Source organism: Brevundimonas sediminis (assembly GCF_048799765.1).
Taxonomy (GTDB): domain Bacteria; phylum Pseudomonadota; class Alphaproteobacteria; order Caulobacterales; family Caulobacteraceae; genus Brevundimonas.
On record NZ_JBLYQK010000016.1, the window covers coordinates 1 to 11,651 of the forward strand.

Here is an 11,651-nt window from a genome sequence, read left to right on the forward strand (position 1 = left end):
CCGGACGCCGCCGCCCGCCGCGGCTCCGGAGCCGGTCGGTCACGCCATGCTGAAGACGGCGGACGGCGCCGACGCGGGCATGGTCACCGCCTTCCGCGGCCCGCGCGGCCTGCTCTTCCGCGTCGAGGGCCGGGGCTGGCCGACGGGGTGGCACGGCGTCCATCTGCACGCGGTCGGCAAGTGCGAAGGCCCCGGCTTCACCTCGGCGGGCTCCCACGTGAACCACGCCGACCACACCATGCCGCACGGCCTGTTGAACCCGGAGGGCCCCGATCTCGGCGACCTGCAGAACGTCCATGCGGCCGCTGACGGATCCGTCCACGCCGAGGTCTATCTGGGCACGACCGACGTCACCTCGACCGACGGCCTCTCCTTCCTCGTCCACGCCAACCCCGATGATCACGTCAGCCAGCCCATCGGCGGCGCCGGCGCCCGCATCGCCTGCGGCGTCTTCGAGTAAGCTCAAGGCTTGAATTCCCCGGGCCATGCCGCGCATCGTCGCCGCATGGCCCTGCTTTTCGGCGATCCCGCACCGACCTTCTCCGCCCCGGGGGTCACCAACCCCCGCTATGTCTTCGACACGGCGGCGGGGCGTTATCTGTTGCTGGCGGTTGTCCCCGCCGGTCCGGCGGTGGAGCGGGCGATCGCCGCGGTCGAGGCCCGACGCCCGGTCTTCAACGACGTCCACGCCAGCGCCTTCATCCTGATTGTCGGCGCCGACCCGGCGCGTGAGGACCGGCAGGACAGCCTGCCCGGCCTGCGCTTCCTGTTCGACGAGGACGGCGCCGCGGCCGCCCGCTACGACGCGGCCGACGCCGAGCGCTGGTTCCTGATCGATCCCGCCCTCCACGTCATCAGCCTCAGCGGCCCCGAGGGGGCCCCGGCCCTGATCGAGCATGTCGGAAAACTGCCCCCGCCCGCCCGCCACGGCGGCTTCCCCGCCCTGGCGCCGGTCCTGGTCACGCCCCGCATCTTCGAACCCGGCTTCTGCGAGCGGCTGATCGCCCTCTATCGCCAGACCGGCGGCGAGGCGTCCGGCTTCATGCGCGAGATCGACGGGGTCACCACCCTGATGATGAACGACCAGCACAAGCGCCGCTCCGACGTCATCGTCGAGGACGAAGCGCTGCAGAAACAGGTCGTCGCGCGCCTCAACCGCCGCCTGATCCCCCAGATCGAAAAGGCGTTCAATTTCAAGCCGACGCGCATCGAACGCTATCTGGTCGCCCGCTACGATTCAGAGACCGGCGGCTTCTTCCGCCCGCACCGGGACAACACCACCAAGGGCACCGCCCACCGCCGCTTCGCCGTCTCGATCAATCTGAACAGCGACTACGACGGCGGCGACCTGCGCTTCCCCGAGTTCGGCGACCGCACCTACCGCCCGCCCCCCGGCGGCGCCTGCGTCTTCTCCTGCTCGATCCTGCACGAGGCCACCCCGGTCACCCGCGGCGAACGCTTCGCCTTCCTGCCCTTCCTCTATGACGAGGCGGGGGCCCGGGTGCGCGAGGAGAACCTGCAGTATCTGGACCCGGCATTGACAGGGTGAGGATGAGGGGCCGGAGCGCCCGAAGCGGACATGGAAGACGTCCTCCCGGGGTGGGAAGCGGACATTAGGCTTCCTCCTTGTCGCTGCCCCAGATGCGAGCGGACAGATCGGCTTGGGTAGGATTGCCCTTCAAGAACAGGCTTCGTCGCTGATCTTCCGACATGTTGCCCAGTTGATCGGCGCGAGCTTGGGCGAGCGCGATATCTGAATAGCCCTCAAACCAGACGAGGTTGTCGACACCATACTTGGCGATCCCTTCCATATCGAGGAGCGACGCCGAAACCCCCACGTAGGAATTGGCGATACCGTCGCTGGTCGCGATGTAGACATAGCCAGAGCCTGAGGTGTCCATAGCGACCACCTAAACGCCGCACTCGGATGTCCGCAATGGGTCGATTTCGGTCCCGGGCTCGAACACCGATAGCGGACATCGCCGATCAGTCGGTCGTAAGGGTTGGAAGGATCACGCCCTGCCGGTAGGCCGTCTTATCCTGTTTCCACCTGCCGCTTGGTCCTGAAGCATCCAGAAGGATTTGATCGCGGACAATCTCACACATGAGCAGTCCGAGACATTCATAGCGGTCGAGGCCGATATCCCGGTCGCTTTCAACATGAAGCATCAGGCGGCGGGGATTTGGCCCCCAGTTTCGAACCACGGCGTCATTTCCGTAGTAGGCCCGGATGGTCTTCAGAACATACTGCTCTTCCTCGGCTGTCAGAGGAGCGGGTTTTTCGAGCGGTAGCGGAGGATGAGCCTTCGGCATAGCTTGAGGTTGGCGACTTTCGGCAACGACCGCAACGGGTCGGAACCCGAAGTTCGCCTAGGAGTGGAAAGCGAACTTTGGTAGTGGCGGGGTATCGCTTGAAGGGTGAGGGCTCATGACGACGGAAGTTCTCGGACCTGAACATGATCCGCGTCTGGCCAGAGCCACGGCATGGGCGTTGCGGAAGGCCGGGGCTCGACGACTGGACCATAAATGGTCGCTGTTCGGCTCGCAGGAAGTCATAGAGCAGTGTTGGTTGTCTTCAACAGGGCCTCTGACTCTCACTGCCGAAACATACATAGGCCTTGTGCTCGATGGACCGGAAGAGGTGGTGGATCAGGTCAAATCGCTGATCGCGCGACGGCTCGGCTAAAGGCTGCTCTGGGTCGAAAATGGAACCGGTCTCCGGACACCACTCCCGACACCCTCCATCCCTGCCAAACCCTGCCATCCCGGCCGCAGCAAAGCGGAGAGCCGTACGCCCGGTTCACCTCTCCATTCGCTTGAGGGCGATGGAGAGGTGAGCCGCGCCTGCCGTCAAGCGAACAGTGCCCCTACCCCGCCGAACACCATCTTCCATCGGCCATGGCCACCACCGTCAGGGAACGGGTTCGCCACGGATCGGCGTCGCTCCGGTAAACCCACCGCTCTTCGAAATCACACTGCGATGTCGTGTTCGGCTCCAACCATCGGCAGGTCAGACCGCGGATCTCCGGCGCCCCCGGTCGGTCCTCAAGCAGGGTGCATCTGCTCTGCTGGAGGCACGCGCAGCTTTCATTGACCCGATACGGAAGGTTTTCCCCTGTCGGCAGCTCGACAGGCTCCACGCGAGGCGATGCGGAACAGGCGAGCAGCACCCCCGCAAAGAACAGTGCTGAAAACGAAAGCTTGGTCACCGACATTCCCCGACGATCAATATGCGGTCCAGCCTCGACCATGTGTCAGTCATTCGCCCCGAACCACTACCGAAACCTGATCTGGCGGCTCGACCTTGCTCCGTCGGTCGCCCCGAAGCGCTCCGGGCAAGCCCCTGCATGCCGGCTACGTCCAATTCTGACGCATCGACCTGCTAGGCTCCCCCACATCAGGTCTTTGACATCGCTAACGGTAGAACCCCGCTCGCCATCCCCCGCCTCACGCGAAAAAGGCCACGATGTGCACTCCATTTTTTCGGAGTGCACTTTTCGCGGCTGTGTCGGGAAGACAGGGTTTCGCGATTTTTCGGGTGACAGGGCTTACCCGCCCTTGAACTGCAGCTCGGCCAGATGCGCGTACAGCCCGCCCTTGGCGATCAGGGCGGCGTGCGTCCCCTCCTCGACCACCTTGCCGTCCTCCATCACCACGATGCGGTCGGCGCGCAGGACCGTCGCCAGACGGTGGGCGATGACCAGCGTGGTCCGCGTCTCCATCGCCTGATCCAGCGCCGTCTGCACCAGCCGCTCGCTCTCGGCGTCCAGCGCCGAGGTGGCCTCGTCCAGCAGCAGGATCGGGGCTTCGCGCACCAGCGCCCGCGCAATGGCCAGACGCTGCCGCTGGCCGCCCGACAGGCTCTTGCCGCGCTCGCCCAGCGGGGTGTTGAACTGCTCCGGCAGGGCCTCGATGAAGCCCAGCGCCTGCGCCTCTCCGGCGGCGGTGCGGACTTCCTCGTCCGTGGCGGCTTCGCGACCGAAGCGGATGTTTTCGCTGGCGGAACCCGAGAACAGCGGGGCCTCCTGCGAGACCCAGGCGAAGCGGTTGCGCACCTCGGTCGGGTCCGCGTCGCGCACGTCCACCCCGTCCACCGACACCACGCCCGACTGCGGGTCATAGAAGCGCAGCAGCAGGCGGAAGACGGTCGACTTGCCCGCCCCCGACGGCCCGACCAGGGCGACCGTCTCGCCCGGCCGCACCGTCAGGCTGAAGCCCTTCAGCGCCGGCAGGTCCGGACGGCCCGGATAGGCGAACCCGACCGCCGACATGGACACCTCGCCCACCGGCGGCCGCGGCAGGGCCTTGGGGGCCTCCGGCGCGGCGATGGCTGCCTGGGCCCGCATCAGCTCGTCGATCCGCTCCATGGCGCCCGCCGCCTTCTGCACATCGCCCCAGCTCTCGCCCAGCGCGCCGACCGCGCCCGCCGCGAACACCGACAGCAGCACGAACTGCAGCAGGGCCCCGGGGCTCATTCGCCCGCTGATCACGTCCTGCGCGCCCAGCCACAGGACCAGCGTCACCCCGCCGAACATCACCACGATGATCATGGCGGTCATCAGGGCCCGGGCCTTCATGCGGACCAGCGAGGCGCTGAAGGCGTCCTCCACCGCCGCGCCGAAGCGGGCCACCGCCCCGCCGACCCGGCCGAAGGCCTGCACCGTCTCGATGGCGTCCACGCTCTCGCCGGCGAAGCCGACCGCACTGGCGAACCGGTCCTGCGTCGCCACGGTCAGCTTCCGCACCCGGCGGCCGAACAGGAAGATCGGCCCCAGCAGCAGCGGCACCACCAGCAGCACCAGCCCGGTCAGCTTGGGACTGACCACGAACAGCAGGATGATCCCGCCGATCAGGGTCAGGAAATTGCGCAGGGCGAACGACACCGAGGTCGTCATCAGGGTCTCGACCAGGGCGATGTCCGTGGTCAGGCGGCTCAGCACCTCCCCCGTCCGGATGCGCGCATAGAAGGCCGGGTCCAGCGTCAGGATGCGGTCGAACAGTCCCTTGCGCAGGTCGGCCACGACCCGCTCGCCGGTCTTGGTCACATAGAAGTAGCGCACCGCCGTGGCGACGCCGAGGAACAGGGCGTTGCCGCCCAGCATCAGGAACCACAGGTTCAGCTGCGTCCCGCCGTTCTCGAAGCCGTGGTCGATGGCGCCCCGCGCCGCCGCCGTCAGGCTCAGCGAGGTCACGGTCGACAGAATCAGCCAGAAGCCCGCCATGGTCACATGGCCCTTGTGCTTCAGGGCGTACGGCAGCAGCCGGGCCAGCGGCCGAACGTCGCGCCGCTTCTCCCGCCGTTCGCCGGCCTCGCTCATCTGCTCGGCCAGCACGGCGCCGGCGCCGGGGCGCCCGCGCAGGTCGGCGGCGTTGGGGGACGAGGCGTTCAGGTCGGTCATGGTCGCGCCTCTTGCCCCGGAACGCCCCCCGGTGTAAACGCCGCCCCTCACTCCCGCCGGGCCCTTCGGCGGGTTTCTCATTTTACGCGCACGGACGGTCGGCATCGTCACCGCGCAGAGACCGGACGACGACCATGAAAGCGGACACGCACCCCGACTACCACTTCATCACTGTCGTGATGACCGATGGCAGCTCCTATCAGACCCGTTCGACCTACGGGAAAGAGGGCGCGACCCTGAACCTGGACATCGATCCGACCACCCACCCGGCCTGGACCGGCGGCAACCAGCACATGCTGGACCGCGGTGGCCGCGTTTCGCGCTTCAACAACAAGTTCGCCGGCTTCATCAAGAAGTAAGGTCTGGCTTTCCAGCCACACCGCTTCGGCAAGACGAAAAGAAGGCGTCGGTCCCCGGGACCGGCGCCTTTCTGTTTTTCCGGAACGCCGATAAGGTCGCCGCGTTGGCTTTCGGGGCGTGGGCGTTGGGTCCGTGCGGCGAAACGGACGAAGAGCGACGTGATGAATCGACGGCAACTGGGTCTTGGCGCGGCGGTTTCGGCGCTGGCGTCCGCTTTCGGCGCCCAGGCGCTGGCGCAGACCCGTGATCCGGGCGCCGTGGCCTTCTACGACAGCTTCAACGACCAGCTGGCCCGCCTGCCCGCGACCATCCAGCCGGACGTCCGCACTTTCTATGAGCTGAACGGCTGGCGTCCGGTCTGGACCGCCGAGCGCGTCCGCGCCCTGCAGTCCTCCGCCGCCCGCGCCGAACGCCACGGCCTGTCGCAGGGCGACTTCTTCAACTTCGACGCCCTGGCCGCGGACCGCGCCGGCGGTGAGATGAAGACCACCGCGGCGGCTATGACCTATGCCCGCGTCCTCGCCGAGGGCCGCGTCCGTCCCGAGACGGTCGAGGACCTGTGGGAGATGCAGAAGAACCGGGTCGACCTCCCCGCCGGGCTGAACGACGCCCTGGCCGCCAACCGCCTGCTCGACTGGTTCGAGGGTCTGGCCCCGACGGACATCGGCTACGCCAACCTCTCGGCGGGTTACGTGCGCTATCGCCGCCTGATCAGCGCCGGCGGCGGCTGGCCGGCGTTCAACGTGGGCGCCAACATCGAGCCGGGCGGCAGCGACCCGCGCATTCCGGCGCTGGTGCAGCGCCTCGTCGCCGAAGGCGACTTGTCCGCCGCCGACGGCGCCCGCATCGCCGCCATGGGCCCGGTCTATGGGCCCGACCTGCAGGCGGGCGTGCGCAGCTTCCAGGCCCGCCACGGTCTGGTCGCCGACGCCCGCATCGGCACGGGCACCCAACGCTCCCTTTCGGCCTCGGCCGAGGACCGCGCCCGTCAGATCGCCCTGAACCTGGAACGCCGCCGCTGGCTCAAGCGCGAGCTTCAGCCCGAGCGGATCGAGGTCAACACGGCCGCCGCCATCATGGTCTACTGGAAGGACGGCCGCCCGGTTCACTCGAACCGCGTCGTGGTCGGCTCGGCCGACAACCAGACCCCCAGCCTCGAGAAGCCGTTCGCCTCGGTCGTGGCCAATCCGCCCTGGTACGTCCCCGCCGGCATCGCCCGTCGCGAGATCCTGCCGCGCGGCCCGGCCTATCTGGCCAGCCAGAACATGTACGTCCAGAACGGCACGGTCATCCAGCGCGCCGGCCCGACCGCGGCGCTGGGCTATGTGAAGTTCGAGCTGCGCGACAGCTACGCCATCTTCCTGCACGACACCCCGTCCAAGGCGGCCTTCAACCTGGCCATGCGCCAGCGCAGCCATGGCTGCGTGCGGGTCCAGAACGCGGTCGATTTCGCCCGCCTGCTGCTCTCGCCCGACCCCACCCTGCTCGACCAGTTCGACACCGCCCAGGACACGCGCGAGACCAAGCGCATCCAGGTCGGCCGCGAGATCGGCGTGCGCCTGCTCTACTGGACCGCCTTCGTCGACGGTCAGGGCCGGGTCGCCTTCCGCGAGGATGTCTATGAGCGCGACGCCAAGCTGGCCGAGGCGCTGGGCATCGGCGTCAGCCTGCCCCGTCCGGTGGACGACGGCCGCGGCCGCGACGCCAACGACGTCGGACCGTAAGCGGCTTCAGGGGAGTCTGTCGGCGTCGATGCGAATGGCGCCGCAACCGGCCGCGACGACATCCACCCGATAGGGCCAGCCGGACGTCACATAGCCGCCCGTGGCGCGGTAAACGCCCTCCGCATCGGTGCAGGACGCCCGCAGCCCTCCGTCGGTGGTGAAACGGGCCAGCCGGTATACTCTGCGGCCCGGCTTCAGATCGCCCGACCAGTCGAAGTCACCGGGTGTCGTCGACCTGACCGCCAGGGCGAGGGTCGCGGGGCTCCGGTTGTCGAGGATGACCAGCGACCGTCCGCTCAGGACAATCCCCGCGGCGAGCACGCCGAGAAACGTCGCCGCGCCGAGAAGAGCGATCAGCAGACGCCATCCGCCGCCCACTCTCTTCACTGCCGGAAGGCCGCCGCCAGACGATCCAGCTGGCTCTGTACCGGATTGACCGCCTCTTCCTCCGGCGCGTCCAGATACATCTTGCGGTCCAGGTGCAGGACGCGGTCGTACAGGCGCTCGGAGCGGACAAGATACTCGACCAGGGCGATCGGCAGGTCGCCGTGCCCGGGTTCGGCGTCCAGCTTGCGCTCGGCCAGCCGGTAGCGGGTCTCGCAGGCGGCCAGGGCCGTCATGTCCCCTTCCCGCACGGCGCGCTGCACCAGCAGCCAGGACGCGATCTGCATCAGCCGCGTCGTCAGCTTCATGCTCTCGCCCGCATAGGCCAGGGCCGCGGCGCGCGACAGCAGCTTGGATTCCCGGCGACCGTCCCCGTCCAGATAGGCGGCGGTCTCCTCGACCAGCTCCATCCCTTCACGGAAGGTGCGGTCGAACAGCTCCGAGCGCGCGAAATCGTCCACCACCGCTTCGCGGCTGCGGCCCGAGGGCGTCAGGAGAGGGTTTGCGTCGGTGGTCATGAACTCAACCAAACTCATGGGATGCGCTTATCCGTATCACGGCCCGCGCAGTCGTGCGCGGCTGCTCGTCCACCTGCAACGCCTGTGCCATACACGTGAGCGGGGAAAAGCGGTCAGCTTCGGAAATTGAACAGCGCATCCGCGGCGTTACGTTGGGAGGACTTGCCGTCGATCGCTGTCCGGGCGCGGACGATCTCGGCCTCAAGGGTTTCGATCCGAGCCTTCAGGTCCTCAACCGAATAGCCGTCCAGATCCTCCCGCGTCAGCGCCTTCAGCGGACCGCCGCCTCCGGCGCGGGGCTCCAGATCCTCGAACATCACCGCCTCCTTCGTGGTCATCGGGGACGCAAACCCCTATCTCACGCCCGGACACGGACGATTGCAAGGACGAGGCGAAATGCGGGTCATCGAAATCACGAACGGGGCCGGTCCCGCCGAAGCCCTGACCCTCGCCGAGCGTCCCGATCCGGCGCCCGGCCCGGGACAGATCCGCATCCGGGTCCACGCTTCAGGGGTGAACCGTCCCGATTTGCTCCAGCGGAACGGCCTGTATCCGCCCCCGCCCGGGGCGTCGGACATCCTCGGGCTCGAGGTCGCGGGCGAAGTGGACCAGTTGGGCGAAGGCGTCACCCGCTGGGCTGTCGGCGACCGGGTCTGCGCCCTGCTGGGCGGCGGCGGCTATGCCGACAGGGTGGTGGTCGACGCCCGTCACGCCCTGCCCGTCCCCGACGCCCTGGACTTCATCCAGGCCGCCGCCCTGCCGGAGACGGTCTGCACGGTCTTCGCCAATGTGTTCGAGGCCGGCGCCCTGAAGGCCGGCGAGACCCTGCTCGTCCATGGGGCGACCAGCGGCATCGGCGTCACCGCTGTCCAGATGGCGAAGGCCGCGGGGGCGAAGGTGATCGCCACCTCGCGGGGCCCGGCCAAGGCCGACGCCGCGCGGGCGCTGGGCGCCGACCTCAGCCTCGACGCCACGGCGGGCGACATGGCCGACGCGATCCGGGCCTTCGGCGGCGCCGACGTCGTGCTGGATATGCTGGGGGCGGACTATGCGGCGCTCAACCAGGCGGTGCTGAATCCCTTCGGTCGCTGGGTCGTCATCGCGACCCTGACCGGCGCCCTGGCCGAGATCGACCTGCTCAGGCTGATGATGAAGCGGATTGTGCTGACCGGCTCGACCCTCCGCGCCCGGCCGGCGGACGAGAAGGCACGCCTGATCAGCGCCGTCGAGACGTCTGTCTGGCCCTGGCTCGCCGCCGGAACGCTGCGGCCGCCGATCGACGCGGTCTTCCCGCTGGAACAGGCGGCCCTGGCCCACCAGCGGCTGGAGGGCGGAAGCCATGTGGGCAAGATCGTGCTGACCGCCTGAGCCGCGGGTCCGGAAGGCCGACAGGTCAGGGGAGGCCCCGCTCGCGCGGAACGGAAGCCTCCCGACCCTTCAGCGACCCTTAGCGACCGCCGCGCCGAACGGGGCGCAGCGACGAGATGCGGTCGTTCATGCCCCAGTTCTGCAGGTTCCGCACATCGTCCCGGAAGGTCCGGCAGTTGCCGCGGAAGTAGGCATCCGTGCAGGCCTCCCACTCGCCGCGCAGCCGCATCGAGCTGATCGCGTCATTCAGGCCCGAGTTGGCCAGGTTCGGGATCGCGTCCTGGAAGCTGTACGAAGCGCCGCGATAGTCGGCGTCGCGATAAACGGTGATCGAGGCGCGTCCGCCCCAGCCGCCGCCCGGACCGCCCTGCCCGCCGCCGCCGCCGCCGTGGCCGGGACGGTCTTCATAGTCGCCACGGACGGGGCCGCAGACCAGAAGGCCGTCGTTGTTGCGGATTTCATAGTTGCCGCAGCGGCTCAGTTCGATGGAGGTGCCGCGGATATCGCCCCGTCGCGTGCGGCAGTCCGCATACAGCCGGCCCCGGTTCACGTACTCGCCGCTGCAGGAGTCGCGGTAGTCGCCGCGCGGCGCAACCCGCTCCTGACCGCCGCCCATGACGGGAGCCCGCTCCTGGCCGCCTCCGGCCGACATCAACGCCACTGCCGCAAGAGTCTCGATAAACATGGGTCCCTCCCAGTTCCTAGAGTGACGCATCAACGCGCCGATAGGGGGACTGTTCAATAGCCAAGCTGAACCTCAGCTGTACGACACTGTCGGAGAACGTTTCTTTTTCTCGCGAACCGGCCTATATCTGCATCATCAGCGCCCGGCCGAAAGGTCGGGCGCCGTCGTATCCGGAACCCGCCTGGACGGGTCCAAACCAGAGAAGCGAACACGCTTATGACCGACATTCTGATGCCCAAGGCCACCGCGGTCTGGATGGTCGACAACACCTCGCTGACGTTCGAGCAGATCGCCGACTTCTGCGGCCTGCACCCGCTGGAAGTGCGCGGCATCGCCGACGGCGACGTGGCCCGCGACATTCGCGGCGTCGATCCGATCACCGGCGGTCAGCTGACCCGTGAGGAGCTGGACAAGGCCCAGGACGATTCGAGCTACCGCATGAAGGCCGTGGTCAGCCGCCACGCCGAACTGCTGAAGTCGGCCAAGCCGGCGCCGAAATACACCCCGGTCTCGCGTCGCCAGGACCGTCCGGACGCCATCGCCTGGTTCGTCCGCAACCACCCCGAAGTGACCGACGCCCAGATCTCCAAGCTGCTCGGCACCACCAAGGCCACCATCGAGACCGTGCGCAACCGCACGCACTGGAACTCGGCCAACATCAAGCCGGTCGACCCGGTGACCCTGGGCCTGGTCGGCCAGCTGGCGCTGGACGAACTGGTCAAGAAGGCCGCCGAGAAGAAGGCCAAGGACGACGCCAAGCGCGGCGGCGCCACCCTGCAGGCCGTCGATGCTCCGGCCGAGGACGCCGAACCGGAATTCGTCCCGGAAGAGCGCGAGCGCCGCGGCGCCGAACCGACCGCCGAGTCGGTCTTCGGCACCCGGGATTAACCTCCCCACCTGTGGGGAGGGGGACCATCCGAAGCCGCAGGCGAAGGATGGTGGTGGGGTTCTGTTCGCGCCCTCGACGCCAATCAAAAAGGCCCCGGAGATCGCTCTCCGGGGCCTTCGTCATTTCGGGAGGCGTGAACCTAGTGGCTACGCGCCTCCAGACTGGTGATCTCTTCCTTGAGGCGGAGCTTCTGCTGCTTGAGCTCCCTTACGCGAAGCGAGTCCGAAGCCGGGTTCCGGGTCTCGCGCTGGATGGTCTCATCCAGGCTGCGGTGACGGTTTCCCAGTTCGCGGATACGAGCTTCGATGGTCATGGCTTGCGCCT

General features: G+C 68.1%; 15 protein-coding genes. 7 read left to right on the forward strand and 8 right to left on the reverse strand.

All coding sequences use genetic code 11. The annotated features are described in order from the left end of the window. Both ACLQ7T_RS10180 and ACLQ7T_RS10185 read left to right on the forward strand, forming a co-directional pair. The coding region (locus ACLQ7T_RS10180; protein WP_420479335.1) for a superoxide dismutase family protein at positions 1-460 on the forward strand (460 nt) is incomplete at its 5' end. A 45-nt stretch (positions 461-505) separates the two neighbouring features. Then, the gene (locus ACLQ7T_RS10185; RefSeq protein WP_420479336.1) at positions 506-1,549 is read left to right on the forward strand and encodes a 2OG-Fe(II) oxygenase family protein; all 1,044 of its coding nucleotides are present in this window, start codon (positions 506-508) and stop codon (positions 1,547-1,549) included. 64 nt (positions 1,550-1,613) lie between these two features. On the opposite strand, the gene ACLQ7T_RS10190 is transcribed toward ACLQ7T_RS10185, so the two are convergent. Beyond that, entirely contained in the window at positions 1,614-1,901 is a 288-nt protein-coding gene (locus ACLQ7T_RS10190; protein WP_420479337.1) for a GIY-YIG nuclease family protein, read from the reverse strand. Between the two features lie 85 nt (positions 1,902-1,986). Further along, positions 1,987-2,313 carry a hypothetical protein gene (locus tag ACLQ7T_RS10195; RefSeq protein WP_420479338.1) on the reverse strand — a complete coding sequence of 109 codons (327 nt, stop codon included), beginning with the start codon at positions 2,311-2,313 and terminating at the stop codon, positions 1,987-1,989. Between the two features lie 115 nt (positions 2,314-2,428). On the opposite strand from ACLQ7T_RS10195, the gene ACLQ7T_RS10200 reads away from it, so the two are divergent. Then, positions 2,429-2,686 (forward strand): hypothetical protein, encoded by a 258-nt coding sequence (locus ACLQ7T_RS10200; RefSeq protein WP_420479339.1) that lies wholly within the window; start codon positions 2,429-2,431, stop codon positions 2,684-2,686. A gap of 862 nt (positions 2,687-3,548) precedes the next feature. On the opposite strand, the gene ACLQ7T_RS10205 is transcribed toward ACLQ7T_RS10200, so the two are convergent. Then, the gene (locus ACLQ7T_RS10205) at positions 3,549-5,399 is read right to left on the reverse strand and encodes an ABC transporter transmembrane domain-containing protein (protein ID WP_420479340.1); all 1,851 of its coding nucleotides are present in this window, start codon (positions 5,397-5,399) and stop codon (positions 3,549-3,551) included. Positions 5,400-5,533: 134 nt separating this feature from the next. Here ACLQ7T_RS10205 and rpmE point away from each other — a divergent pair, with 134 nt between their 5' ends. Together rpmE and ACLQ7T_RS10215 are read left to right on the forward strand one after the other, a co-directional pair. Beyond that, on the forward strand, positions 5,534-5,758 hold the full coding sequence (gene rpmE / locus ACLQ7T_RS10210) for a 50S ribosomal protein L31 (protein ID WP_420471914.1): 225 nt from the start codon (positions 5,534-5,536) through the stop codon (positions 5,756-5,758). Between the two features lie 162 nt (positions 5,759-5,920). Continuing rightward, positions 5,921-7,483, forward strand: a complete 1,563-nt coding sequence (locus tag ACLQ7T_RS10215; protein ID WP_420479341.1) for a L,D-transpeptidase family protein — start codon at positions 5,921-5,923, stop codon at positions 7,481-7,483. A gap of 6 nt (positions 7,484-7,489) precedes the next feature. Here the strand turns inward: ACLQ7T_RS10215 and ACLQ7T_RS10220 are convergent, their stop codons facing one another. The 3 genes from ACLQ7T_RS10220 to ACLQ7T_RS10230 form a co-directional block, all read right to left on the reverse strand. Beyond that, entirely contained in the window at positions 7,490-7,870 is a 381-nt protein-coding gene (locus ACLQ7T_RS10220) for a hypothetical protein (protein ID WP_420479342.1), read from the reverse strand. Beyond that, positions 7,867-8,385 (reverse strand): protease adaptor protein RcdA, encoded by a 519-nt coding sequence (rcdA, locus tag ACLQ7T_RS10225; RefSeq protein ID WP_420471911.1) that lies wholly within the window; start codon positions 8,383-8,385, stop codon positions 7,867-7,869. The genes ACLQ7T_RS10220 and rcdA overlap by 4 nt, the downstream gene beginning before the upstream one ends. Before the next feature lie 113 nt (positions 8,386-8,498). Next, positions 8,499-8,723, reverse strand: coding sequence for a DUF1192 domain-containing protein (locus tag ACLQ7T_RS10230; RefSeq protein ID WP_420479343.1), 225 nt, complete (start codon positions 8,721-8,723; stop codon positions 8,499-8,501). A gap of 58 nt (positions 8,724-8,781) precedes the next feature. Between ACLQ7T_RS10230 and ACLQ7T_RS10235 the strand changes: the two genes are divergently transcribed. Beyond that, positions 8,782-9,753 (forward strand): NAD(P)H-quinone oxidoreductase, encoded by a 972-nt coding sequence (locus ACLQ7T_RS10235; RefSeq protein ID WP_420479344.1) that lies wholly within the window; start codon positions 8,782-8,784, stop codon positions 9,751-9,753. A 79-nt stretch (positions 9,754-9,832) separates the two neighbouring features. Here the strand turns inward: ACLQ7T_RS10235 and ACLQ7T_RS10240 are convergent, their stop codons facing one another. Beyond that, positions 9,833-10,438 (reverse strand): beta/gamma crystallin-related protein, encoded by a 606-nt coding sequence (locus ACLQ7T_RS10240; protein WP_420479345.1) that lies wholly within the window; start codon positions 10,436-10,438, stop codon positions 9,833-9,835. Positions 10,439-10,654: 216 nt separating this feature from the next. Here ACLQ7T_RS10240 and ACLQ7T_RS10245 point away from each other — a divergent pair, with 216 nt between their 5' ends. After that, a complete protein-coding gene (locus ACLQ7T_RS10245) occupies positions 10,655-11,326 on the forward strand; it encodes a DUF1013 domain-containing protein (RefSeq protein WP_420479346.1) in 672 nt (223 codons plus the stop codon). Between the two features lie 140 nt (positions 11,327-11,466). On the opposite strand, the gene ACLQ7T_RS10250 is transcribed toward ACLQ7T_RS10245, so the two are convergent. After that, entirely contained in the window at positions 11,467-11,640 is a 174-nt protein-coding gene (locus ACLQ7T_RS10250) for a YdcH family protein (protein WP_420471906.1), read from the reverse strand. Positions 11,641-11,651: the final 11 nt, after the last annotated feature.